23 protein-coding genes are annotated in these 22,592 nt (G+C 57.3%); 13 read left to right on the forward strand and 10 right to left on the reverse strand.

Translation table 11 applies throughout. From position 1 onward, the window contains the following. Window positions 1-16: 16 nt before the first annotated feature. Together AACZ19_RS00100 and tdh are read right to left on the reverse strand one after the other, a co-directional pair. Window positions 17-1,210 carry an aminotransferase class I/II-fold pyridoxal phosphate-dependent enzyme gene (locus tag AACZ19_RS00100; RefSeq protein WP_339630011.1) on the reverse strand — a complete coding sequence of 398 codons (1,194 nt, stop codon included), beginning with the start codon at window positions 1,208-1,210 and terminating at the stop codon, window positions 17-19. Next, on the reverse strand, window positions 1,207-2,265 hold the full coding sequence (tdh, locus tag AACZ19_RS00105; RefSeq protein WP_339630013.1) for an L-threonine 3-dehydrogenase: 1,059 nt from the start codon (window positions 2,263-2,265) through the stop codon (window positions 1,207-1,209). The genes AACZ19_RS00100 and tdh overlap by 4 nt, the downstream gene beginning before the upstream one ends. Window positions 2,266-2,353: 88 nt before the next feature. On the opposite strand from tdh, the gene AACZ19_RS00110 reads away from it, so the two are divergent. Continuing rightward, entirely contained in the window at window positions 2,354-2,929 is a 576-nt protein-coding gene (locus AACZ19_RS00110; protein WP_339630015.1) for an XRE family transcriptional regulator, read from the forward strand. Here AACZ19_RS00110 and AACZ19_RS00115 read toward each other — a convergent pair whose 3' ends face one another. From AACZ19_RS00115 to AACZ19_RS00125, 3 genes are all read right to left on the reverse strand, one after another. Then, the gene (locus AACZ19_RS00115) at window positions 2,930-4,204 is read right to left on the reverse strand and encodes a glycerate kinase (protein ID WP_339630017.1); all 1,275 of its coding nucleotides are present in this window, start codon (window positions 4,202-4,204) and stop codon (window positions 2,930-2,932) included. It abuts the gene before it with no gap. A 64-nt stretch (window positions 4,205-4,268) separates the two neighbouring features. After that, the gene (locus AACZ19_RS00120) at window positions 4,269-4,709 is read right to left on the reverse strand and encodes a GFA family protein (RefSeq protein WP_339630019.1); all 441 of its coding nucleotides are present in this window, start codon (window positions 4,707-4,709) and stop codon (window positions 4,269-4,271) included. Window positions 4,710-4,723: 14 nt separating this feature from the next. Continuing rightward, window positions 4,724-6,751 (reverse strand): molybdopterin-dependent oxidoreductase, encoded by a 2,028-nt coding sequence (locus AACZ19_RS00125; protein ID WP_339630021.1) that lies wholly within the window; start codon window positions 6,749-6,751, stop codon window positions 4,724-4,726. A 197-nt stretch (window positions 6,752-6,948) separates the two neighbouring features. On the opposite strand from AACZ19_RS00125, the gene AACZ19_RS00130 reads away from it, so the two are divergent. Both AACZ19_RS00130 and AACZ19_RS00135 read left to right on the forward strand, forming a co-directional pair. Next, window positions 6,949-7,779, forward strand: coding sequence for an NAD(P)-dependent oxidoreductase (locus AACZ19_RS00130; protein ID WP_339630023.1), 831 nt, complete (start codon window positions 6,949-6,951; stop codon window positions 7,777-7,779). A gap of 82 nt (window positions 7,780-7,861) precedes the next feature. Then, window positions 7,862-8,302, forward strand: a complete 441-nt coding sequence (locus AACZ19_RS00135) for a potassium channel family protein (protein WP_339630025.1) — start codon at window positions 7,862-7,864, stop codon at window positions 8,300-8,302. 44 nt (window positions 8,303-8,346) lie between these two features. Here the strand turns inward: AACZ19_RS00135 and AACZ19_RS00140 are convergent, their stop codons facing one another. Next, the gene (locus AACZ19_RS00140; RefSeq protein ID WP_339630027.1) at window positions 8,347-9,162 is read right to left on the reverse strand and encodes a mechanosensitive ion channel domain-containing protein; all 816 of its coding nucleotides are present in this window, start codon (window positions 9,160-9,162) and stop codon (window positions 8,347-8,349) included. Between the two features lie 415 nt (window positions 9,163-9,577). Between AACZ19_RS00140 and AACZ19_RS00145 the strand changes: the two genes are divergently transcribed. Further along, window positions 9,578-10,957 carry a DEAD/DEAH box helicase gene (locus AACZ19_RS00145; protein WP_339630029.1) on the forward strand — a complete coding sequence of 460 codons (1,380 nt, stop codon included), beginning with the start codon at window positions 9,578-9,580 and terminating at the stop codon, window positions 10,955-10,957. Window positions 10,958-11,011: 54 nt separating this feature from the next. Here AACZ19_RS00145 and AACZ19_RS00150 read toward each other — a convergent pair whose 3' ends face one another. The 4 genes from AACZ19_RS00150 to AACZ19_RS00165 all read right to left on the reverse strand — a co-directional run bounded on the left by AACZ19_RS00150 (window position 11,012) and on the right by AACZ19_RS00165 (window position 16,501). Continuing rightward, window positions 11,012-11,962: a DmsC/YnfH family molybdoenzyme membrane anchor subunit gene (locus AACZ19_RS00150; RefSeq protein WP_339630031.1), complete on the reverse strand. Its 951-nt coding sequence runs from the start codon at window positions 11,960-11,962 to the stop codon at window positions 11,012-11,014. 11 nt (window positions 11,963-11,973) lie between these two features. After that, on the reverse strand, window positions 11,974-12,720 hold the full coding sequence (locus AACZ19_RS00155; RefSeq protein WP_339630032.1) for a 4Fe-4S dicluster domain-containing protein: 747 nt from the start codon (window positions 12,718-12,720) through the stop codon (window positions 11,974-11,976). Further along, complete coding sequence (locus AACZ19_RS00160) at window positions 12,717-15,713, reverse strand: molybdopterin oxidoreductase family protein (protein WP_339630033.1); 2,997 nt, start codon at window positions 15,711-15,713, stop codon at window positions 12,717-12,719. The genes AACZ19_RS00155 and AACZ19_RS00160 overlap by 4 nt, the downstream gene beginning before the upstream one ends. Before the next feature lie 119 nt (window positions 15,714-15,832). Beyond that, window positions 15,833-16,501, reverse strand: coding sequence for an RNA polymerase sigma factor (locus tag AACZ19_RS00165; protein ID WP_339630034.1), 669 nt, complete (start codon window positions 16,499-16,501; stop codon window positions 15,833-15,835). Between the two features lie 338 nt (window positions 16,502-16,839). Between AACZ19_RS00165 and AACZ19_RS00170 the strand changes: the two genes are divergently transcribed. The 9 genes from AACZ19_RS00170 (at window position 16,840) to recQ (ending at window position 22,512) form a co-directional block, all read left to right on the forward strand. After that, complete coding sequence (locus AACZ19_RS00170; protein WP_339630035.1) at window positions 16,840-17,313, forward strand: RebB family R body protein; 474 nt, start codon at window positions 16,840-16,842, stop codon at window positions 17,311-17,313. A gap of 60 nt (window positions 17,314-17,373) precedes the next feature. Beyond that, window positions 17,374-17,826: a hypothetical protein gene (locus AACZ19_RS00175; protein ID WP_339630036.1), complete on the forward strand. Its 453-nt coding sequence runs from the start codon at window positions 17,374-17,376 to the stop codon at window positions 17,824-17,826. 394 nt (window positions 17,827-18,220) lie between these two features. After that, window positions 18,221-18,574, forward strand: coding sequence for a RebB family R body protein (locus AACZ19_RS00180; protein ID WP_339630037.1), 354 nt, complete (start codon window positions 18,221-18,223; stop codon window positions 18,572-18,574). A gap of 48 nt (window positions 18,575-18,622) precedes the next feature. Then, the gene (locus AACZ19_RS00185) at window positions 18,623-18,943 is read left to right on the forward strand and encodes a RebB family R body protein (RefSeq protein ID WP_339630038.1); all 321 of its coding nucleotides are present in this window, start codon (window positions 18,623-18,625) and stop codon (window positions 18,941-18,943) included. A gap of 41 nt (window positions 18,944-18,984) precedes the next feature. Further along, window positions 18,985-19,341, forward strand: a complete 357-nt coding sequence (locus AACZ19_RS00190; RefSeq protein ID WP_339630039.1) for a RebB family R body protein — start codon at window positions 18,985-18,987, stop codon at window positions 19,339-19,341. Window positions 19,342-19,463: 122 nt separating this feature from the next. Continuing rightward, window positions 19,464-19,868, forward strand: a complete 405-nt coding sequence (locus AACZ19_RS00195; RefSeq protein WP_339630040.1) for a RebB family R body protein — start codon at window positions 19,464-19,466, stop codon at window positions 19,866-19,868. Window positions 19,869-19,924: 56 nt separating this feature from the next. Further along, window positions 19,925-20,254 (forward strand): RebB family R body protein, encoded by a 330-nt coding sequence (locus tag AACZ19_RS00200; RefSeq protein ID WP_339630041.1) that lies wholly within the window; start codon window positions 19,925-19,927, stop codon window positions 20,252-20,254. A 101-nt stretch (window positions 20,255-20,355) separates the two neighbouring features. Beyond that, window positions 20,356-20,622 carry a transposase gene (locus AACZ19_RS00205; RefSeq protein WP_339630042.1) on the forward strand — a complete coding sequence of 89 codons (267 nt, stop codon included), beginning with the start codon at window positions 20,356-20,358 and terminating at the stop codon, window positions 20,620-20,622. A gap of 84 nt (window positions 20,623-20,706) precedes the next feature. Beyond that, complete coding sequence (recQ, locus tag AACZ19_RS00210) at window positions 20,707-22,512, forward strand: DNA helicase RecQ (protein WP_339630043.1); 1,806 nt, start codon at window positions 20,707-20,709, stop codon at window positions 22,510-22,512. Window positions 22,513-22,592: the final 80 nt, after the last annotated feature.

Below are 22,592 nucleotides of genomic sequence, written 5' to 3' on the forward strand. Positions count from 1 at the left end.
AGCTCGCCATTGAAATTTATGGGGAACCAGGACTTTGCAGGCAGTCTTTGAGGGCAATTGCCGCCTCTTCCAGCTCTGCCTCCGTATGGGCAGCGGATATCTGGAACCGGAGCCGCGCCTCTCCCTCCGGTACAATGGGAAAGCCGAACCCGGTGACGAAGATACCGCGATTCAGAAGCTCGCCCGCCAGCCGGATGGCGGTCGCGGTTTCCCCCACGATCACCGGCACGACGGCACTATCGCCGGGCAGCGGCTTGAGGTCGAGGTTATTGAGAAGCGCGCGAAACTTAGCCGCCTTCGCCTGCAGCGCCGTGACACGGTCCGGGTTCTGCGCCAGCAATTCGAGGGATTTGCGCCCCGCCGCCGCAACGCTGGCGGGCAGCGCGTTGGAGAAGAGATGCGGGCGGGATCGCTGGATCAGGGTTTCGGTCACCGCCGTCGGCCCCGCGACAAAGCCACCGGTGCCCGCACCAAGCGCCTTGCCGAGCGTACCGGTAAAAATATCGATCTTGTCCATAACGCCGAAATGTTCCGCCGTGCCATGGCCCGTCCAGCCCATCACACCGAGACCGTGGGAATCATCAAGAACGATCAGCGCGTCATATTTTTCCGCAAGCGAGACGATCTGGTCAAGCGGGGCAATATCCCCCTCCATTGAGAAGACTCCGTCCGTCACGATCAGACGGGAGGGCGCGTCAGCATGGGCTTTCAGCTTTGCCTCCAGATCCGCCATATCGCTATGTTTATAGACATCGCGGACGACGTGTTTCGCGGTCGCGCGGATGCCGTCGATGAGGCTTGCGTGATTGAGTTCATCGGAAAGAATCACATCGCCTACCCCGCAGATCGCCGCAAACAGCCCCGTATTCGCCGCCCAGCAGGAGGAATAGGTGAGCGCCGCCTCGGTCCCGTGAAACTTTGCGATATCGGCCTCAAGCAGTTGATGGATATCCTGCGTCCCGCAGATAAAGCGCACCGACGCGGTGCTCGCGCCGTAGTCCAGGAGGGCCTGACGCGCCGCCTCGACAATCTCGGGATGGTTGGCGAAGCCGAGATAATCATTGGAGGAGAGGAGCGTGACTTCCCCTTTCCCCTCAAGCTCGATCTTGTCACCAATCGGTCCGGTGATTGTCTTCAGCAGTTTGTAGGTGCCCGCTTGTTCGGCGGCGAAAAGCTCATCCGACAGCCGGGAAAGAAGTGTATTGGTCATATCGGTAACCTTTGGTCTAGCGCTTGAAAATCAAGGACGATCTTGCCGCAGGCGCCTTCATCCATCAACTCGAAGCCATGGGCGAAGTCTATTGCGGGCAGCACATGGGTAATCACCTTGTCCATCAGGTCCGGGTTTTTCAGCATGAAAGCCTCCACCTGATACCAGGTTTCATACATCCGCCGCCCGGTGATACCGAGTAGGCTGACTCCCTTCATCACGACTTTCGCGCCGAGATCGAGCGCAACAGGCCCCGCCGGAATGCCGAGCAGCGCGACAATCGCGCCCGGCGCGACAATATCAAGCGCGGCGTTTATTGCGGCGGCATTCCCGCTCACCTCCAATACCACTTCCGGGCCATGCCCGTCCGTAAGGTCGAGAATTTTTGCCGCTGCATCCGGCTCCCGCGGATTGACGACGAGATCGAGACCGAGGCTGCGGGCAATCGCGGCGCGCGCCTGATTCGGTTCCTGCAGCGCCACGCTCCGCGCGCCATGGGCTTTCGCAATGGCCGCCGCGAACAGCCCGATGGGACCGCCGCCGACGATCAGGACATTCTTCGCCGTCACCTTCGCGGTCGAGACCATATGCATGGCATTACCAACCGGATCGAAGACGGCGGCATGGGTATCGGGAATGGCGTCCGGCACGCGCCAGAGATTGCTCGCGGGCACTTCCACTTCCTCGGCGAAGGCGCCGGGGCGGTCGACGCCGATAATGCTCGTCTTCTCGCAGATATGGGCATTGCCCGTCCGGCAGAAATGGCATTCCCCGCAGGCGATATGGCATTCCGCCGACACCCGGTCGCCAATCGCATAGCCGGTAACGCCCTCACCGATGGCGGAGATTCGCCCGACAAATTCATGGCCGATAGTCATCGGCGTCTTGATGCGCCCGGCGGACCAGCTATCCCAGCTATAGATATGGTAGTCCGTGCCGCAAATCCCGGCGGCGATGACATCCACTTTTACCATGCCACGCGCCGGTGCATTCAGGGGCTGCTCGGCGGCGGACCAGATACCGCGGGTCGCTTCGGTCTTGGCAATTGTGAACATGGGACACCTATCTGTTGTGCTCTGGAATAAAATCCGTTATATTGTATTTCGTAAAATATATTGGATTTAATTCCTGTCAATCGGAAAAATGTCAGATCGCCTGAATAATCCTCCCGCTGTGGGACAAACCATAAACCGCCTCCGCAAGGAGAAGCATCTGACGCTCGATCAGCTGGCGGCTGTCTGCGGCGTGTCGAAGTCCATGCTGTCCCAGATAGAGCGCAACGAGACAAACCCAACCCTTGCCACGGTCTGGCGATTGGCGGAGGCGCTTGGGGAAACCATCGACGATATCGTGCGCGGCGATGAGCCGGGCCATAGTCTCACCGTTATCCGCGGTGCGTCGGTCCCGATCCTCAATGACGCGAAGGGGCATTACAGCCTGAAGGTTCTGGGTCCTGCCAGTCTTGTCAATGATATGGAATGGTACGAGATTGACATGGCGGCGGGCGGGAAAATGACCTCAAACCCGCACACCGCCAGAACGACGGAGCATCTGACCGTGTTCAGCGGCGAGTTCGAGGTTACTGCCGGCGGCGAGACCGAGCCGGTGAAAGCCGGGGAAACCGCCCGCTACGCCGCCGACCAGCCGCATGAAATCCGCAATGTCGGCGAGACGAACGGCCGCGCCCTTCTCGTTGTCCTGATGGGCAAGCAGATCTGACTACAATATCAGGATTGCGCGGAAATCATTAACATTGGTGCGGGTCGGTCCTGTCTTGATCAGATCGCCAAGGGCGTCGAACAGGCTGTAGCTGTCGTGACGGGCGAGATAGTCCTTGGCGTCTAAACCGGCCTCGGCGGCGCGTTCAAGCGTATTTGGCGTGATGATCGCGCCCGCGTTATCCTCGGTTCCGTCAATGCCATCGGTATCGCCCGCAAGCGCATAGACATCCGCAAGGCCATTTAAATGAACCGCAAGGGCGAGCAGGAATTCGGCGTTGCGCCCGCCGCGTCCGGTCTCGCCGCTGTCGCTCCGGACCGTCACCGTCGTTTCTCCGCCCGAGATCAGAACACAGGGTTTCGCCGCGGGCTGGTCATGTAATTTCACCTGCCGCGCAATGGCGGCCATGACCGCGGCGACATCCTTCGCCTCCCCCTCAATACTGTCGCCGAGGATGACCGGTGTAATACCGTTCGACGAAGAAATCGCGGCGGCGGCCTGCAGCGCGCCTTGCGGCGTTGCGATCATCCTGCTGACGGCGGAGCGAAACACCGGATGCGACGGCGAAGGCGATTCCGAGGCGTCGCTGTTGAGATGCGCCTCGATGGAGGGGGGAATATCGATCCCGTATTTCTCCAGCACGGCCCACGCATCACGGGAGGTTGTCGTATCCGGCACCGTCGGACCCGAGGCGATCACCGCCGGGTCATCGCCCGGCACATCGGAGATCATCAGCGTGACGACCTTCGCCGGATGCGCCGCGACGGCGAGCCGCCCGCCCTTGATGGCGGAAAGATGCTTTCTGAGGGTGTTCATTTCGGTGATATTGGCGCCGGAGGCCAGCAACGCCTTGGTGATCGCCTTTTTCTCCTCCAGCGTGATGCCCTCTCCGGGTTTCGCCAGCAGCGAGGAGCCGCCGCCGGAAATCAGGCAGAGCACCAGATCGTCTTCGGAGAGCCCGTCCAGCAGCGCGAGGATATCATCCGCCGCTTTCGCGCCTTCCGCATCGGGCACCGGATGCCCCGCCTCAACCACCCTGATCTTTTCCAGAGGCAGGCCATGTTCATAGCGGGTGATGACGAGACCTTCGACCGGCCCGTCCCAGTGATCCTCGACCGCCTTGGCCATGGCCGCCGCGGCCTTGCCCGCGCCGATGACGATGGTTCTGCCCTTGGGCGGGGGCGGCAGGTGGTCCGCCAGCGTCGACAGCGGATCGGCGGCGGCGACCGCCGCCTTGAACAGGGTATCCAGAAAATCCTTTGGCTCTTGTCGCACGTATCTCTCCCCGCAAAAACAGCTTCCTGTTTAACGGAAAGTCAGCGCAGGCCCCAGTAAAAATTCAGCCCGGTTCAAGAATATCGTCCGGGTGACGCTGTCCGGGGCGCTGCGGCAATCCATCGGTAATTTCGTAATAATCCCCGGCGAATTCCGTGAAGATATGCATAGCGGTTGTCAGCTTCGTCGGCTCATCCAGCGATCCCGGCGCAATGCCCATATTGCCGCCGGACTTGTAGGTCCAGAAGATGCTGGAGCCGCATTTGTTGCAGAAGCCGCGCTTCGCCTCGTCCGAGCTTTCATACCATGTCAGGGTGTCGTCCGCCGTGAAGACAAGATTCTCCGGCAGGCTCACGGTAAAACCGTTGAGATAGCCCGCCGTTTGCCGGCATTGCTTGCAATGGCAGACAACCACAGGGCGCAGCCGCTGATATACCTTGAACCTAATTCCGCTACACAGACAGCCGCCCTCGGCCTCGGGCGTCTCATTCTCCCGGTTACTCATCTTTCCTCCTCGGGTCAGGCGGCAACCACCTCGACCCGGCAATCATTGAAACAGGCGCCCTCGGACAGATCCGCCTTGGTGGTGGGCGCAAGCGCCGAGACTGTCTGGTTGTTGGTCGTTGTCTTAAACCAGGAGCCCTTGGGCGAATATAGCACACCGGGACGCACATTTTCAGTGATTTTAAGGGGCAGGAAAACCTCGCCGAGATCGTTATAGACCCTGACCCGCGCCCCGTCTTCAAGACCGCGCGCGGCGGCATCCATGGGGTGCATTTCAAGGTCGGGCACATCGTCATTCGCCTTCACCCCGCCAAAGGTGGAGGTGATCATCTTGTTCGACGACGGCGTGACGAGGGAGAGCGGCAGGCTGTCCGCCACCGGATGATAGGTCGGGACTTCCTGTCCGAATTTATCCCGGAGGTAACCCGATTTAAGCTCGATCTTTCCGGATGGCGTTGCCGGTGTCGCATTGAGGAACAGGATGGTCTCCTCCCCGCACCGCTCCATGGAGAGCGCCGTGCCGACGGGAATTTCGCTAGGCCGGTAGCCTTTGAGGCGCGGATCGCTGCCGTCGATGGCATCGTCGATCAGATCCTTGTCGGTTGCCTTGAAGATATCCTCATTAAAGCCAAAGCGCGCGGCGAGACGGCGAAAAATCTCCGTATTGGGCAGCGATTCGCCGACCGGTGCGATCACCGGCTCCGCCCGCTGCAGATAGGGCTGACCATAGGCGCAGAAGATATCGTCATGCTCGAAATGGGTGGCGGCGGGAAGGATGATATCGCAATATTTCATGCTGTCCGTCATCGCGACGTCGCAGCCGACGGTGAAGAGATCCTCGCGCTCAAGACCCTGCCGCGTCACATTCTGGTCCGGCGAGACGACAATCGGGTTGTGGTTATAGATAATCAGGCCCTTGAGCGGAATATCGAGATCATCCGCCACCAGGTGATGGCCGATCTTCACAATATTGAGGGTCCGGGTGCCTTCCGGCACGAGGTCGGGGCGCTGCAGCTTGGCGAGGGTTTTCGGGAACAGGTTCCCGGCCCCGCCGACAATGCCGCCGCCCGCCACGCCGAATTTACCGGCCAACGCTGGCAGCGCGAAAATCGCCCGGATGCCGTTGCCGCCATTCTGGTTCCGCTCGATCCCGTTACCGACAGAAATCGCGGCGGGAGCGGTTTCCTTGTAAAGTTGGGCAAAGGCGCGGATATCCTCAACGGAAACACCGCAAAGCTCGGACGATTGCTCGACGGTGAATTTTCGGGCCTCCGTCATGAACTCATCGGCCCCCTCGACATGCGCATCGATGAAAGCCGGGTCGAAGCCGCCGATCCGCTCCAACTCAACCGCAATCGCCCAGGCAAGGATCAGGTCCATGCCCGGCTTGACGGGGAGATACATATCCGCCTGCTCGGCGATCTTGATCCGTTTGGGATCGACCACGACGAGTTTCGCCCCTTCCGCCTTTGCCTTCTTGATGATCGGCGCGAGGTGAAGATTGCAATAGGTGACATTGTTGCCCCACACAACGATCAGCTTCGAATGGGCGCATTGCTCGGGCTGCATCGCGCCCGCCGCGCCGAAGGTCCCCATATAGGCCTCCGATTTCACGCCGCCGCACATGGCGCGGCGGAACAGCAGCGTTGCGCCCAGCCGATGGAAGAACCGCAAATCCATCGATCCCATCGCTAAGAGGCCATGCGGCCCGGCATAGTTATAGGGCATGATCGCCTGTGGTCCATATTCATCGATAATTTCCGAGAAACGTTGATGAACAGTCTCGAGCGCCTCATCCCAGGAAATTCGCTCGAATTCCTCCCCGCCTTTTGGTCCGACCCGCTTCATCGGATAGCGCAGCCGGTTCTTGCCATGCACGAACTCGGGATAATAGCGCGCAACCTTGTTGCAGACGACGCCATTGGTGAGCGGATTGGCCGTCGAGCCGCGCACCTTCGAGACCTGGCCATCCTCGACCGTGACGGTGAGGCTACAGGTATCGGGACAATCGAGCGGACAGACGCTGGCAAGCTCAAGAGACATGGTATTATCCTCTTAATTATAGGCAATATAAATCAATGATAACATGGCGCAGAATTGGTTGGATAAAAAGGGCCAGTTTTATCTAATTATAGGGTCCAATCGGATAAAAATCTGGCGCGCCGTCAACTCGTGAGAACAGAAAAGTGACGTAAATCGGCAAAATAGTTTATAGTTAATCAAACAAACGGGAGGGTGGCATGGCGTTACCGGCAATTGGCGTGGCAGGGTGCGGCACGATGGGTCTGCCGATGGCGTTGCAGTTACAGGACGCCGGCTTTGAGGTGTTCGGATACGACGTGCGGACCACGGAGGAATTCGGTTCTTTCGCGGAGAGGATGCAGGAGAGCGCTGCCGCCCTCGCCGCCCGCTGCCCGATCATCATCTCCGTCGTGCGCGACTGGCAACAGACAGAAGAGCTTTGCCATGGCGAGAACGGCCTTTTCACCTGCGCAGTACAACCGGAAATACTGGTGATTTCGTCCACCCTGTCGCCGAAACAAATTCACCGCCTGCGGGAAATGATACCGGAAGAGACAATCCTGATCGACGCCCCTATGTCCGGCGCCCCTTACGGCGCCGAGACGGGAACGCTTACCTTCATGGTTGGCGGGGAGACGGAGGCGGTGCAAAGGTTGATGCCCGCGTTCAAAGTCATGGGCAATGAAATCAATCACCTCGGCGACCTTGGTGCAGGCATGACCTGTAAAGTGCTCAACAATATGCTGGCCGCGACTTCCGTCATTGCCGTGCGGGAGGTGGTGAAGGCGGCCAAGGCCCTCGATTTCCCGCCCGACAAGTTGCTGGAGGTTGCCAGCAGCAGCTCCGGTTCCACATGGTTTGGGGACAATATGGAAAAAATCTCCTGGGCGAAGGAAGGCTATTCCATCATCAATACCATCGGCATTCTGGAGAAGGACGTAAATTCCCTCCTCGATGCAACGGGTGATTTTCCCGAACTCCGGGTCAATGAGCTTGGCCGGGCGGTCATCGGGGAACTTCGCAACCTGACGCCGATCACCGACGACTGACCCCTACATCCATCCCTTTTATTCGCCGTGTCCCGTGCTATTCTGGATGCCGGAAACGCACATCTGCCAGAGGAGAACTCAGATGCTCATCCAGCTCATAGTTGGAACGGGACTTATTATCGCCTGTGTGATCAATCACGCTGTCTGTCTGGAGTTGCTGCTCCGCCGCCTGAAGGCGATCGGACCGCGGTGGGACCGGCGGCTGCCGACCTACGGGCATATCGTCATCATGATCATAGTCGTGCTCGGCCTGTTCGCAGCACATACGATCGAGGCCTGGCTCTGGGCATTGTTCTATTGGGGAAGCGGGGAGCTTTCAGGACTGCCCGAGGCGTTGTATTTCTCCACCGTCACCTTTACGACGCTGGGCTATGGCGATGTCATCCTGTCCGAGAAATGGAATCTCACGGCCTCGCTTCAGGCGGTGAGCGGCATTCTCCTGTTCGGCTGGAGCACGGCCTTCCTGATCAATATCCGCGCCTTCTTCTGGAACAAATACGGCATCGATCATTACCAGGGATAAAGGTTAGCCGCGCCCCCAGTTCTCCGGCGGCGTGTCGGAAAATATCAGCTCTCGGTGAGCATATGCACCGTCCGCTGCGGATAGGGAATGGAAATCCCTTCCTTGTCAAAGGTTTGCTTGATCGCCTTGGTCAGCGCGAATTTCAGCGGGAAGTAATTCCCGTTATCGCACCAGACCCGCACTGTGAAATTCACCGAACTGTCGGCGAGTTCGATCACTTCAATCACATGAGCGGGCTCCTTATGGGAGCGCTCGTCTGCCTTGATCAGGCGATCAATGATATCCCGTGCCTTGTCGATATCGTCCTCATAGGCGATACCGATTACCAGGTCCATGCGCCGGGTCGGATGGAAGCTGTAGTTGCGGATGGCGCTGCCCCAGACCTGACCGTTGGGGATAAGGACCTGGATATTATCGACCGTCGCCAGCTCCGTGGTGAACAGGGTGATATTCTTGACCGTGCCGCCATGGCCGCCGGCCTCGACATAATTGCCGACCCGCATCGGGCGGAAGATCAGCAGCATCACGCCGCCCGCGACATTGCTAAGCGTTCCCTGCAGGGCGAGACCAATGGCGAGACCGGCGGCACCAAGGACGGCAATCAGGCTGGCGGTCTGCACACCGAATTGCGCCAGCACCAGCAACAATGTGATCGCAAGTATGGCAAATCGGGTAAAATTGCCGAGGAACTGGCTCACCGTCGGGTCAATCTTCCGTTTGTCCATGACCTTCATCATGACATTCGGCACCTGCTTGGAGATGATGTTCCCGATGATCAGGATAATGATCGCGCCGATCACATCCAGGCCATACTGCGTGGCGAGCAGGACAATCTCGTCCGCGACTGTTTCTATATCCATAGTACCCCTCTTTTGCCGCGAAAAATTTACCGGCGGCATGAAAAACTGGTTAACAGCAGCCCATACTAGGGAACCGGCGGCACCTTGAAAAGGATGAAAAAACAAGGAATTTTACATAAGCGATCTATTAACTATATATTGCATATTCCCTTGACATTGCCGCCATACCTGCGCATATGTGCGCTGCACAATGCATGGCATTGGCAACAGGTGACAGCGGCATGACGCCATTGAAACCAATCATCAGGTATATGAACAGTATTTCCACAGCGCAGACGCGCTGCTGACAGCCGGTCCCTCACAAGGTTTCCCGGCTTTAAGGTCAAGGAGACACGGTTCTCACCTTTTTTGACCTTAATTGTCGTCCCGCATCAAGCGGCGGCATTGTATTTATTTTGTGAGGACTTTTAGACGAATGACCGAATTTACCGAGCTCAATCTGGTTGGGCCGCTTTTGCGTGCAATTGAAAAACAGGGTTTTTCCGAACCAACGCAAATCCAGACACAGGCCATCCCGTCGCTGATGGACGGCGCTGACCTGATGGGCGTCGCCGAGACCGGCGGCGGCAAGACGGCCGCCTTTGTGCTCCCGCTCCTGCAACGGTTGCAGCACGAACGGCGCAAACCAAAACCGAACAAACCGACCGCTGTCATCCTCGCCCCAACCCGCGAACTGGCGATGCAGATCGGCCTTTGTATCCGCGTCTTTACCCGAGGCATGAAACTCTTTCATACAGTTGTCTATGGCGGCGCACCTTATGGCCCGCAGCTACAGCAGCTTTCGCGCGGCGTTGATATCCTGATTGCGACGCCGGGGCGCCTGCTCGATCATATGAAGCGCGGCACGGTTCAGTTGGATAATGTGGAAACCATCATTCTGGATGAAGCCGATCGCATGCTCGATATGGGCTTTATCGAGGATGTGACCTTCATTACCGACAAGCTGCCCGCCGATCACCAGACGGTCATGTTCTCCGCGACCATAAGCCCGGCCATCCGCAAGCTTTCGGAGAAACTCCTGACGAACCCGGAGTTTGTCGAAGTGGAACGGAAAACCGCTGTGGCCGAAGGGGTGGAGCATTCCGTCCTGATGGTTCGCGGACATGACAAGAAAGACCTGCTCATGCATCTGCTCGGCGATGTGGAGAAGACGCGCGTTCTCGTGTTCGTGCGGACAAAGGCAACCGCTGATGCCCTCGCCACTGAAATCGAGACGGCAATCGACGGCATTAAAGCCTCCGCCATTCATGGTGACTTGAACCAGCGGGCTCGTGAGCGCACGTTGCGGTCCTTCAAGAACGGCCGCTTTTCCGTGCTGGTCGCCACCGATGTCGCCGCCCGCGGCATCGATGTGAACGGCATTACCCATGTCATCAACTACGACCTGCCGATGGAAGCCGAGAACTACATTCATCGGGTCGGCCGTACCGGGCGCGCCGGGGCTACCGGCATCGCCATTTCAATTTGTGAACCGCGCGAACGTAATTTGCTCAGGAACATAGAACAAATCATCAAGCAAAAGGTCCGTATCGATGAAGATCATCCCTTCCCCGCCCCTGCGTCCAAGCCAGAACAGAAGAAGCATCGTCCGGGACGAAAGGGACGTCCGGCTCGCGCTCAGGATGACAAAAGACCGACGGCTGATGTTAAACCATTTCGCAAACGTCCGAAGAATACCGTCAGTAAGAATAAAGGTAAGCCGGGATTTAAGTCTGGCAAGCCCGGAAATCCGGCTGCAAATGCGCAGAATAAACGTCCAGATGCTCGCAAGCAGAAATTTAAGCGGGCTGGTTAATCGGCAAACGCAATAAAATCCGGGGGAGGCCGACGTAAGTCCGCCTCCCTTTTTTTATGCGTGAGAGGCGCCGTAATAGAGACCGACCGTATGGCGCGCCTCGGCAAAAAAGAGCCAGCGTTCCGTGACAATCCCGATCGCCATTATAATCACGGCGAGGCTGGCCGCAACTATCAAGCCTGCGCCGCCAAGAGTCAGCCCCAGCAAAATCAACAGGATCGGCAGGATAAACCCTGCGCCGAGCGCGATTTTCCGAAGGACAGCAGCATGCTTGCGCGCTATCTGGAACCCCATTTCCTTCATCAGGTAATTGGCCTCCGTATGCGGCGCCTCAAACAGGTGAACACGACCGAACTCGCCAAGGCCCGTGGCGCTTTCCGCTGTGGAGATGCTCCTGGTGCCATCAAGGAACCGCCAGTAAGCAATTTTCCAGACAAGCGCGGCAACAAGCGCCACAACGGCAAGCAGGATGACAACAGTCGCCGCGTAGCCAAACACCGCCAACAGCCCATTGAGGAGGACTGAACCACTCATCAGGCTCAGCAAAAGATACCCCATCGGAACATATCTGTTGGCCCAGGCGTGAACCGGCTTCAGGCTGGCATAGATCATGGCCGTGCAATAGACGGTGACGATACAGGCAAGGATGCCGATCAGCCCGACAAGCGCCATCACCCCCGGCAGCAGATACGGAAAGAACAGGTGATGCAGGCCATAGAGCCCGGTCGGCAGGAAGGTGAAGATCGCCATCACCCCTTCGCGGCTGAGCCAGGAAGACCGCCACTGGGTAAGGGCGCGCCAGGCCCGCTCCGGATGACCGAGATGAAAGGTCGAGGAGAGCAACCCGGCCGTGATCAGGACATAACTGAGGGCATATCCGGTGAAGGCCAGCCAGAAGTCATTCAGAAACAGGCCGCCGATGTTCGCGGCGATAATGAGAGCGAGCAGCCCATATCCCGCGCCGGATGCGGTCGTGAAAAATATAACGGATTTAGCTGGATGCATTGATCTTTAACTCATGCGGAAAGAAACTTGTCGACCCAGCGGGCAATCACCCCGGCTGAACTGTCGGTGACGGGTATCAACTCGGGGGCATGGCGTCCCTCCCTGCCCTGCTTTTTCGGGCGCGGCGGCAGGTATTTGTTGGTCGGTCGGCATTCCTGCTCCGGCATCAGGTCATAGCCGCCACGGCTCGCAACCAGCTGGCTGACATCGGAGTCAGGATCGCCAAGATCGCCAAAAGACCGCGCGCCCACCGGACAGGTTGATACACAGGCCGGGACGCGGCTTTCCTCGGGCAGGTTCGGGTTGTAGATCTTGTCAACACAGAGCGTGCATTTCTTCATGATGCCCGCATCCTCATCATACTCCCGGGCGCCATAGGGGCAGGCCCAGGAACAGAGCTTGCATCCGATGCAGGTATCTGCGTTCACCAGAACAATGCCGTCTTCTTCGCGCTTGTAGGAGGCGCCGGTCGGGCAGACGGTGACGCAGGGCGCATCGTCGCAATGCAGGCAGCTTTTCGGGAAATGGACCATGCGTCCGCCGGTCTCCTCATTCTCCACCTCGAAACTGTGGATGCGATTGAACCACACACCGGTCGGATCAGCGCCATAAGGGTCCGTATCGGTCATCGGGGCAGAATGTCCGCCGCTGTTCCATTCCTTGCAGTTGACGGCGCAGGCATGGCAGCCGACACAGATATCGAGGTCAATGACCAGCCCGAGCTTTTTCTTCGGGGGGGCCTTGGGAAGCGACGTCATTCTTTTTCCTTCTTGTGTCGTTCGGTGGTCTGGTTGCCATGGCCGGGCGCAATTTTGCTCGTCCGGGCCGCAACTTCTGTGCGGTTGCCGATCCATTCCTTCATGGCGACCGGTTCCAGCCCGCTCTTCTCGCCCTTGAGGTCCGCACCATAGCGCAGCATCGCGGGCGGGGCGACAAGATCGGCGGACCCTTGCGCCGGGAACATCGGTTCCGTCTCGCCAAACTCTTCCACCGCGCATTTCTCGATATTGACGCGAAGGTCGTACCAGGCCGCCTGACCCGTCACCGGATCGGAGTTAGAATAGCGATAGCCGTCTTCGCGCGGGGGCAGCAATTCCCCGATAATATGGTTGAGCAGGAAGCCTTTTGTGGCCTCTGGCGCCTCCTCTTTCAGGTTCCATGCCCCCTTGCGCTTACCGATGGCATTCCATGTCCAGATGGTGTTGCGGTTGACCCCGCGCATCAGCTTCGCCTGCGCCTTGACCCGGCCATGGGGGGAGCTGATCCAGACCCAGTCGCCATCGGCGATATCCTTTTCCCGTGCCATATCCGCATGCAGGAAAATCGGGTTGCGGGCGGTTATCTGACGCAGCCAGGCATTCTGGCTGCCCCAGCTATGGTACATATGCATCGGCCGCTGCGTCACCGCATGCAGCGGAAAGCCCGCGCCCTTGTCGATATCGGCGTCGGCAAAAGGCGCATACCAGAGCGGCAGCGGATCGAAGAAATCCGCGACGCGATCGCGGAGGTGATCAGGCGGTTGCCTGTCACCGAAACCTTGCGCCGCGAGGCGGAATTTCTGCATCGTTTCCGAGTAAATTTCCATCACCACCGGCCCCGGCATCGCGAGCCAGCCCATATGGGTCGCCTCCTCCAGATAGGATTTGTTGGCGAACTTGTAATAGGACTGCTCGGGTGTGAATTTCTTCTCCCAGAAGCAGCCGTTCGCGATATAGGCATCGAGCTGCGCACTGTTCGGCTCGCCGCGCCCCTGCCCCGTTCCATCTTCACCGCGCCAGCCGCCCAGCGGGCCGATATCCGGTGTACGTTCATGATGGACCATATAGTCGGCATAACCGCCGGGATAGAGCGCCGCGCCCTCCTCCGTGACAAAGCCCGGAAGCGACAGGCGCACCCCGAGGTCAAGCATGACATCCTGAAACGGGCGGACATCCCGATCCGGCACCAGAACAGGTTGACGAATGGCATCCGCCGCCGCATGGGCGCTGGAAATTGGCCGGTCGAACAGGGAAATACAGTCCCAGCGTTCCAGATAGGTGGTATCGGGCAGCACCAGGTCGGCAAACGCCACGGTTTCGGAATGATAGGCGTCGGAATAGATGAACTTCGGGATTTTATAGCTGCCGTCCGGCTTCTTGTCAGTCAGGTAACGAATGGTGTCCGGCACGTTCATCGCGCTGTTCCAGCCCATGTTCGACATATACATGAAAAGAACATCGATTTCCTGCGGGTCCCCGGCCCAGGCATTATGGATGACGCTGTGCATGAGGCCATGGGCCGACAGCGGATATTCCCAGCTATAGGCCTTGTCGATGCGCTTAGGGTTCCCGGCCTCATCGACCAGCAGATCTTCCGGTCCCTTCGGAAAGCCAAGCGGCATGCCGCCCAACGGCGTATTCGCCTTTGTTTCCTGCCCAGCAGGTAACGGCCCGGGCGGACAGGGTTTCGGATAGGGCGGCTTGTGACGGAAACCACCGGGAACATCGATACTGCCGATCAGCATCTGCAGCAGATGGATGGCGCGGCAGGTGTGAAAGCCGTTGGAATGGGCAGAAATACCGCGCATGGCATGCATGGAGACCGGACGCCCGATCATTTTCTCCTGTCGCCGTCCGGCCCAGTCCGTCCAGGGAATGTCGAGGGTGATTTCCTGCTCGAAGGCGGCCTCGGCGATCTCGGCGGCGATGCGGCGGATAGTCCCGGCATCGATACCGACCCGTGCCGCCACGGCATCCGGGGTGTATTCCTCGGAAAGATATCGCTCCGCCATCAGCTGGAAGGCCGGAACCGCCGTCTGGCCCGAGGGGAGCGTATAACTCCCGACGAGAACGGGGTCCGCCTTGCGATCACTGAGCGGCAGGAGTTTTCCGCCCCCAGTCGCGACAAATGGGATGCCCGTCGCGTCGCGAGCAAAGAGCCCGTGCTTCGCCTCGCCCTCTGCCTGGATTACCAGCCAAGACGCATTGGTGTAGCGCTTCAGATATTCCCAGTCGATTTTCTCGGCGCGCAAGAGTTCATGGATAATCGCCATGACGAACAGGCCATCCGTGCCGGGCGTAATCCCGAGCCATTCATCGGCGATGGAGGAATAGCCGCTGCGGATCGGGTTGATGGAGACGAATTTTGCATCCTCCCGGGTTTTCAGCCTGCCAAGGCCCATCTTGATGGGATTTGAATCATGATCCTCCGCCACGCCGAACATCAGGAAATATTTCGTCAGGTCCCAGTCCGGTTCGCCGAATTCCCAGAACGATCCACCAATGCTGTAGAGACCCGCCGCCGCCATATTGACCGAACAAAATCCGCCATGGGCGGCAAAATTGCGGGTGCCGTACTGTTTGGCCCACCATCCGGTAAAGCTCTGGGACTGATCCCGGCCGGTAAAGAAGGCGAGTCTGGACGGGTCATCGGCGCGGGCGTCTTTCAGCCAGCCAGTGGCAAGCTCAAGCGCCTCCTCCCATTCGATTTCCCTGAACTTTCCCTCGCCCCGCTCGCCGACCCGAAGGAGCGGTTTTTTGAGTTTCGCCGGGGAGTTCTGCTGCATGATCCCGGCGGAGCCCTTGGCGCAGAGCACGCCCTTGTTCACTGGATGATCGGGGTTCCCCTCTATATAGCGAACCTGGTTGTCTTTCAGGTGAACCTTTATCCCGCATCGGCAGGCGCACATATAGCAGGTCGTGAATTTCACTTCGTCAGATACGACCGGCGAAGTGTCCGCGCGTGGATCACGCGCAGCGGTGCCGTCTTTCATATGTAATAGCTCCCCAGCTACTTGATCCAGCTTTCACCGGAAGTACTCACGGATATCGTTACCCGATTTCGCCGGGGAATGTCGATAGGGAAATCAAAATATAGTGCAATCAGGCATGTTTAACCGCGGAAAGCCTCTAGATTTTCCCGGAGGCGCGCGCGTCCCTGCTGTACCCTTTTGCGCACGTTATCGTTGGAGATGCCGAGTTTGCGCGCAATTGTCTCATATTCCTCCCCTTGTACCAGTCGCAGAACGACGGGCCCGCGCAACCTGTCGGGCAGGCTCTCGATTGCCTCCCGCAAACGTCGACCAAGCTCCGCATTCAGCAGGCTTGCTTCCGGCGTCAATTGCTGGGTTTCGTATACAGAAAGGTCGATGGCGCTGATCTCCTTCACCTTATCATAGAGATTCCGCAATCGTTTATTGGCGCGGTGCTTGTCGATGCAGATATTATGCAGCAACCGCGCGAACCAGGCCCGCTCGTTACTGATCTGGGCGGCATGGTCTGCATATTTTTCATAGGCGCGGATCGTGGCATCGCTGAAGGCATCTTCGGCGTCCGCTGCGCTGATATTCATCCAGATCATACTCAGCTTGATCAAATACTCCTTATGAGAGTGCCACGCATCCCAGAACTTCTCTGCGGAAAGTGCGTCTTCCAGTGTTTCGACTGCTTCTAACAGAGGAGGATTGTGATCCATGTCTGGATCTATAATTTTGAGATTTGCCGGACAGATCGGCGGAAATTCTGCAAAGGGAAGATCACGAACCGGTGTGCATTTGCTCATAGGAAAATCAGGTTTTGGGTGTGTTTTTTGCCGCAGCGGATTCACGTTGTTCCCCTAGTAAATTTGAATTTCTGGAATGCAAAACTGACTAAATGGGAGTGCTGTTACGCCGCGCTGCCCGTTTGATGATTTTTATTTGGGCTATTTTATGCACTTTTAAAGTGTCTTTTTAATATTTTATATTTTTAATACGAGCGTATGAGGAATGAAATAATACAGTTAAAGTTACAGTAAATATGAGTTAATAATTACCTATAAATTTGTAGTTGTAATATTTTATAGTATTTATATATATAATGTTATTATAAATAACCTATTTTAAATATTGGAACTGTAAAATGGCAAATTCACAATCAGATGATCAAATACAAAACTCAGTTTTAGCGACAAATGAGATACTTTTAGGCAGTTCTACTGCAAAATCCATGGCAACAATGTATCTTAATCTTGCCCAGGCGGCCGGTATGGCATCCCAGAACGCAGTCACCAATCAGCAGCACTTGAATATCCTCGGTGCGGCAGCGGTCGCAGCAGGGACAAGCGGTCTGCTTCGAAACGGATTTGCTGACCAGATAGAAAAACTCACCCCGACAGAGCGTCTCGACTACCTCCAGAAGCTGATGACCCTTGCGACCAATCCGTCTGGTGCTCCGGCAACTACCGACAGTGCGAGCGGATCAGACACGGCCTCCGGCACTGACAACAAGACCCCATCGGATAGCACCGACAAAGCGGCATCTGGTACGAGTACGGAGACAAAGGCTTCGGACAGTAGCAAGTCCGAGTCACCATCGTCTTCCACAAGCCCTTAAATGACTTTGACAACTTTAGGTATTCATTTTTTTTGACATATTTTTTAATGGATTATAATCATGGCAACATCCACTTCCGGGACCGACGGCTCCTCGTCCCCCGCTCCTGCTAAAATCGAGGATTCGGCGACATTTGCAATGGGTCTCCTCTATCAGTTTGCCGCTCATTCGTCCGGTTTGGCACTGGAGAACGCGACGGCAAACTCGAACATGATGAACAGCGTCACCAATGCCGGTGCCGCCGCCCTCACCGCCCTCAAGAATGCCGAGGCTGTCTCGATCAGCGCGCAGAAGGCAACAATCGGCGAATCCTACAACGCGCAGACCGCCGCCATTACCCAGGCCCTGAACGCGCAGACCCAGGCCGCTGTCACCAGCTTGAACGCCGTGACAAGTGCGGGCGGCACTGCCCTTGCCGCGCAGACCAGCCAGGAAATCGCCGGCATTACCGCAGATGCCGTCGCCGCAACCGCTGCCGCCATGGATAAGATCGTGCAGCAAATGGGCGGGTGAAGACTATTTTGCAAGGTGGAGTTCACTCCGCCTTGCCCGTTCGCTGGCCAGTGGTTGCCGATACAGGTCTAGTCCGAAACATTCGGGTTTTCTGCCTGTTTTGTCCGGACCGAAAAAATTTTAACGCCCGATCGCCGGTCTCCGAAACACTGACACCGGTCTCGACAAGACTCATTTTTTCCCAGAATTACAGCACTTTCAGGATTACCCACCTGACTTCACGCATACGGGGCCACTCCGGCATTTCTCAAGACCGGCGAGAGTTTTCGCATTGGCTGCAAGAAAATCTCACCGATGCGTCACATAATCTCACGCCACGGCGTCTTCTGCATATTGAAAGAGGATACATAGCCTCTCTCGATCAACGCTGACAGGAATGAAAGAGGATTAGTCAATGGCAAACGACACACCCGTCAATAGCCAAATTACCGACGCCGTTACCCAGTCCAACCTGATGGTGATCGGCGGCGCCCCGGCGCAATCCATGGGCACAGTCTATCAGATGATGGCCCAGGCTGTCGGCGTGTCCATGCAGAACGCGGACGCCAACCAGCACAGCATGAACACAATCGACAATGCTATCGTCAGCCAGGGCGTCGCCATGCTCTACAGCATGGACACCTCGCTCGATGCGAAGGCATCACAGGAAATCCTGTCCGGAAATGTGAACGCAGAAATAGTCTCGGCGCTTCAGGCGATCATCGTTGAATTGAAGAAAGCGCAAACAGCACAGAAGTCACAAACCTAACAACATTAACAGGAACGAGTTCCTGACATTTTTAAAGGAGAATGACCCATGCCAGGGGATACACCAGTCAATGCCCAGATAACCGATTCCGTTACCCAAGCCAACGTCAGCATTCTGGGTGATGCACCAGCCATTGCCATGGCCAATGCCTACCAGGTTTTCGCCCAGGTGGTTGGCGCAAGCATGCAGAATGCTGTCTCGAACCAACAGGGAGCCAATTCGGTTGACCTCGCGGTGACAACGCAAGGAACGAATGTACTCTACGCAATGTCAACAGCGACAGATTCCAAAGCGACATCCGAAATTCTCGGCGGGAACCCGGTCGCGGAATCCCTCACCTCCCTGCAGGCCGCCGCGAAAGCGTTCTAGACAATTTTTACTAAGGATTTGAAAGATAAAGGAGTTAGACAATGGCGGATAATACTTGGATGAACAGCCAGATCACCGATTCAGTCACCCAGACGAATGTGAAAGTGCTGGGCGATGCTCCGGCGGAATCGATGGGTATGCTGTACCAGATGATGGCACAATCCACCGGTATGTCGATGCAGAATATGGTCGCCAACCAGCAGCACAAGAATTCCATCGATTCAGCTGTGGTCACCGGTGCGGTCAGCCTGCTGTATACCCTGGATGTCGCGGCCGAAGGTAAATCCACTCAGGAAATCCTGAGCGGAAATCCCGTCGCCGAAACCATGGCGTCTTTGAAAGGCGTCCTTGCGAGCTTCCGGCAGGAAAACCCCAACGCCCCGAAATTCAACACTTAACCCTACTGCCTGAGAACAGTCTCATTCTCACCGGTATATCGAATATTGCGCCTTTGTCGCGCTCTGTGATGGATGCGTAGTATTCGACCCGGCGGCAGCATCGATCGTGACAGGATAAGCCTATGACCGCGAACAGAACATCGGAACATACAAAATCGGTGAACAGCCAGATCACCGACGCCATCACCCAGGCAAATGTGATGAACATCGGCCTTGCGCCAGCACAATCCCTGGGCACTCTTTACCAGACCACGGCGCAGGCTGTGGGCACCGCCATGCAGAATGCGGTGGCCAACCAGCAGAACAATTACAGCCTGAGCCTGGCGTCAACCGCACAGAACCTGCAATCACTGCTGTCGCTCTCCTCGGGAACTGCCGGACGCAGCACGGCAGGCCTTCTGGCGCAACCACGGCAGCCCGCGGCCAGCCATCATTTCCACCACAACAGCCATGCGTCCCAACCGGTCGCCCGCGCGGCGCCGACAACTTCGCCCCACGCCCCGCCGCAGACACCCCTAAAGCCATAGCGTCCCGATAAAATCGCACCATCCGGACCAACCAGAAGGACAATAGGAGAGCGGCAATGCCATCAGAGTCATTTGTAAACAGCCAGATCACGGGCGCCATCGCGCAGACGAATCTAAGCGTCCTAGGAGATGCCCCATCCGAGGCAATGGCCATTCTGTATCAGCAAATGGCCCACTCAGTCGGGCTCGCGCTTCAGAACGTCATCGCGCAACAGCAACATAGCTATTCAATACATAACGCCATTACCATCGCAGCCTCCAAGCAGCTGCTGAGTTCAGATCCGGCGGCGGCCGCGAAAGCCTCGCAGGATCTGATCAACGGCAGCGCCATTCCGGAAAATCTCGCCGCCCTTCAGGCGGTGGTCAACGAACTCGGTAAAAAATAAAGCCGCATCACAGGCTGGCGACGGCAACGGACATGATATGACAACGGAAAGCTGAGGCATGATGGCACGGTAGAAACATTCAATCGAGGACGTTCAGTCTCATGGAACGCAAAAGTTATACTCAGCAGGAGATCAACATGATCCTTCAGGAACTGGCCGACGGCCGGACAATCGAGGAGACAACAAAGGCCCATGATGTCTCCCGGGCGACAATATATCGCTGGAAAAAACGGGCCGAGCAGAGCGGCGCCCAGGAAATCAGCCGCCTCAAGAAAGTCGACGAGGAGAACCAGCGTCTGAAATCACTCCTCGCAGAGGCGGCCCTTGAAATTCAGGCGCTCAAGGAACAGCTGAAGCAGCGCGGCTGATACCAAAAACCGGCGAAGGCGAATAACCCGCCTCCGTCCGCCAATCACCCATTGATCGGCGACAGGATGACTGTATAAAGGGGTATGTTGCGTAACCCTGCCCAGATTCTTTCCACCGTTTTCGGCTATCCCGCATTCCGGGGAGATCAGGCCGACATTATCGATCATATCATTGCCAAACGGGACGCCCTCGTCCTCATGCCGACGGGTGGCGGCAAGTCGCTGTGCTACCAGATCCCGGCCCTCTGTATGGAGGGGACGGCAATCGTTATTTCGCCGTTGATCGCCCTGATGCAGAACCAGGTGGAAGCCCTGCAACAGCTCGGTATCGCGGCGGCGGCGCTCAATTCCGCTCATAGCTCTGCGGAACAGGATGCGGTCCGCTCCGCTTTCCTGAACGGGGAGCTGAAACTCCTTTACATCGCGCCGGAACGGCTGTTCGCCGGCGGTTTTCTCGATCTTGTCTCGCGCTCTGAGATTTCTCTCTTCGCGATTGACGAGGCGCATTGCGTCTCGCAATGGGGCCATGATTTCCGCCCGGAATATCTGCGACTTGCCATCCTCCATGAGAAATTTCCAAACGTTCCGCGCCTCGCCCTCACCGCGACGGCTGACGAGCCGACGGAGAAGGATATTATCGAGCGGCTTGGGCTTTCCTTCGGGAAAATCTACCGCGCCGGATTTGACCGGCCGAATATCTGCTACCGCCTGACGACAAAGAACAATGGCACGGCGCAGCTGCTCGACTTCATCAAAACGGAGCATAACGAGGATGCGGGTATCGTCTATTGCATGTCCCGGAAAAAGGTAGAGCAGGTTGCCGCCAAGATTACCGCGACCGGGCGCATTGCGCTCCCCTATCACGCCGGACTGGAGGCGGCGACGCGACAGGCGACGCAGGCAAGATTCCTTAAAGACGATGCGGTGATCATTGTCGCGACTATCGCCTTCGGTATGGGCATCGACAAGCCGGATGTGCGGTTCGTCGCCCATCTGGACCTGCCGAAAAATATGGAGAGCTATTATCAGGAGACGGGCCGCGCCGGGCGCGATGACCTGCCCGCCGATGCCTGGCTTGCCTACGGCCTTCAGGATGTGGCGAAACTCAAATTCCTGATGCAGAATCCGGACAAGACCCTCGCCCAGCAGCAGCTCGACCGCACGAAACTCGAATCCCTCCTTCAGTTCTGCGAGAGCGCGCTTTGCCGCCGCTACCTGATCCTGAAATATTTCGGGGAGGAGCCGCCCGAAACCTGCGACAACTGTGATAACTGCCTGGAACCGGCAAATCTTTTCGATGCGACGGAAGCGGCGCAGATGGCTCTTTCCTGTATATACAGGAGCGGCGAGATGTTTGGCGCGGGCCATATCATCGATATCCTGGTCGGCGCGGAAACCGAGAAGATCCGGAAGTTCGGCCATGGCCAACTCAGCACCTATGGCATGGGCAAGGGAATCTCCCGCCCGGACTGGCAATCGATCTTCCGCCAGCTTCTCGCCCATGGTCTGCTCAATGTGGATATGGAAGGGTATGGTGGCCTGTCCCTCGATGAAAGCTGCCGCCCGATCCTGAAAGGCGATGAGACGCTCAAGCTGAAGAAGAGCCCAGCTCCAACGAAAGGCACAAAGTCCACAGCGAAGACCCCGCGCCATTTCGCCAATGCCCATGAGGAAGCACTTTTTAATCTCTTGAAATCGGTTCGTCTTGATCTCGCGAAGGAGCAGAATGTGCCGCCCTATGTCATTTTTCATGACCGGACATTAATCGAGATGGCGGCGCTCAAGCCCCAATCCCTCTCGGCATTTGGGGAATTGCAGGGCGTCGGCCGCAGCAAGCTGGAGAAATACGGCTCGACCTTCCTGAAGGTGATTGAGGACGGCGCGGCCTGATCCCGCCGGAGACCGACCACAAATAAGACACTTTCACGGGTTGTCATGGAAAATTCCGGCAACATATTCTATTATTCATG

Source organism: uncultured Sneathiella sp., from assembly GCF_963973085.1.
Classification (GTDB): Bacteria; Pseudomonadota; Alphaproteobacteria; order Sneathiellales; family Sneathiellaceae; genus Sneathiella.

What these genes read in the sequence shown, in the direction of transcription:
- AACZ19_RS00100 (WP_339630011.1), bottom strand. Translation starts at nt 1,210, where the DNA reads ATGACCAATACACTTCTTTCCCGGCTGTCGGATGAGCTTTTCGCCGCC.
- tdh (WP_339630013.1), bottom strand. Translation starts at nt 2,265, where the DNA reads ATGTTCACAATTGCCAAGACCGAAGCGACCCGCGGTATCTGGTCCGCC.
- AACZ19_RS00110 (WP_339630015.1), top strand. Translation starts at nt 2,354, where the DNA reads ATGTCAGATCGCCTGAATAATCCTCCCGCTGTGGGACAAACCATAAAC.
- AACZ19_RS00120 (WP_339630019.1), bottom strand. Translation starts at nt 4,709, where the DNA reads ATGAGTAACCGGGAGAATGAGACGCCCGAGGCCGAGGGCGGCTGTCTG.
- AACZ19_RS00125 (WP_339630021.1), bottom strand. Translation starts at nt 6,751, where the DNA reads ATGTCTCTTGAGCTTGCCAGCGTCTGTCCGCTCGATTGTCCCGATACC.
- AACZ19_RS00130 (WP_339630023.1), top strand. Translation starts at nt 6,949, where the DNA reads ATGGCGTTACCGGCAATTGGCGTGGCAGGGTGCGGCACGATGGGTCTG.
- AACZ19_RS00135 (WP_339630025.1), top strand. Translation starts at nt 7,862, where the DNA reads ATGCTCATCCAGCTCATAGTTGGAACGGGACTTATTATCGCCTGTGTG.
- AACZ19_RS00140 (WP_339630027.1), bottom strand. Translation starts at nt 9,162, where the DNA reads ATGGATATAGAAACAGTCGCGGACGAGATTGTCCTGCTCGCCACGCAG.
- AACZ19_RS00145 (WP_339630029.1), top strand. Translation starts at nt 9,578, where the DNA reads ATGACCGAATTTACCGAGCTCAATCTGGTTGGGCCGCTTTTGCGTGCA.
- AACZ19_RS00150 (WP_339630031.1), bottom strand. Translation starts at nt 11,962, where the DNA reads ATGCATCCAGCTAAATCCGTTATATTTTTCACGACCGCATCCGGCGCG.
- AACZ19_RS00155 (WP_339630032.1), bottom strand. Translation starts at nt 12,720, where the DNA reads ATGACGTCGCTTCCCAAGGCCCCCCCGAAGAAAAAGCTCGGGCTGGTC.
- AACZ19_RS00160 (WP_339630033.1), bottom strand. Translation starts at nt 15,713, where the DNA reads ATGAAAGACGGCACCGCTGCGCGTGATCCACGCGCGGACACTTCGCCG.
- AACZ19_RS00165 (WP_339630034.1), bottom strand. Translation starts at nt 16,501, where the DNA reads ATGAGCAAATGCACACCGGTTCGTGATCTTCCCTTTGCAGAATTTCCG.
- AACZ19_RS00170 (WP_339630035.1), top strand. Translation starts at nt 16,840, where the DNA reads ATGGCAAATTCACAATCAGATGATCAAATACAAAACTCAGTTTTAGCG.
- AACZ19_RS00175 (WP_339630036.1), top strand. Translation starts at nt 17,374, where the DNA reads ATGGCAACATCCACTTCCGGGACCGACGGCTCCTCGTCCCCCGCTCCT.
- AACZ19_RS00180 (WP_339630037.1), top strand. Translation starts at nt 18,221, where the DNA reads ATGGCAAACGACACACCCGTCAATAGCCAAATTACCGACGCCGTTACC.
- AACZ19_RS00185 (WP_339630038.1), top strand. Translation starts at nt 18,623, where the DNA reads ATGCCAGGGGATACACCAGTCAATGCCCAGATAACCGATTCCGTTACC.
- AACZ19_RS00190 (WP_339630039.1), top strand. Translation starts at nt 18,985, where the DNA reads ATGGCGGATAATACTTGGATGAACAGCCAGATCACCGATTCAGTCACC.
- AACZ19_RS00195 (WP_339630040.1), top strand. Translation starts at nt 19,464, where the DNA reads ATGACCGCGAACAGAACATCGGAACATACAAAATCGGTGAACAGCCAG.
- AACZ19_RS00200 (WP_339630041.1), top strand. Translation starts at nt 19,925, where the DNA reads ATGCCATCAGAGTCATTTGTAAACAGCCAGATCACGGGCGCCATCGCG.
- AACZ19_RS00205 (WP_339630042.1), top strand. Translation starts at nt 20,356, where the DNA reads ATGGAACGCAAAAGTTATACTCAGCAGGAGATCAACATGATCCTTCAG.
- recQ (WP_339630043.1), top strand. Translation starts at nt 20,707, where the DNA reads ATGTTGCGTAACCCTGCCCAGATTCTTTCCACCGTTTTCGGCTATCCC.